Source organism: Bradyrhizobium campsiandrae, from assembly GCF_014529705.1.
Lineage (GTDB): Bacteria > Pseudomonadota > Alphaproteobacteria > Rhizobiales > Xanthobacteraceae > Bradyrhizobium > Bradyrhizobium campsiandrae.
This window is the reverse complement of record NZ_JAANIH010000336.1, coordinates 1-249: the sequence shown is the minus strand read 5'-3', so window position 1 is coordinate 249 and position 249 is coordinate 1. Positions and strand designations below refer to the sequence as shown.

General features: G+C 68.7%; 1 protein-coding gene. It reads right to left on the bottom strand.

What is annotated here, in order from left to right; genetic code table 11:
- Positions 1 to 249: multiubiquitin domain-containing protein (locus G8O24_RS44880; protein WP_244646454.1), on the bottom strand; the 249-nt coding region annotated here is incomplete at both ends.

The following is a 249-nucleotide window of genomic DNA, read 5'->3' as shown; positions in this document are numbered from 1 at the left end:
CGCGAAGGCCGGGCGTTGCGTCCGGCGCGGGGGTATCGCTTTCTCCTCGCGCAGGGCGATCTCAACTTCCAGTCCCGTGTGGTGAGCGATCCCGTGCCGCTCGGCCGCCAGTTGCTGGAAGCCGCGGTCGGTCTGGAAGGCGATGAACCGCTCGGCGCCGCGCTCACGCAGGTCGAACGGCTCGTTGAGCCTCACATCCTCGAAATCGCCCGAGGGCAGGATCGCGATGAGGCTGTAACCGTCCCGCGG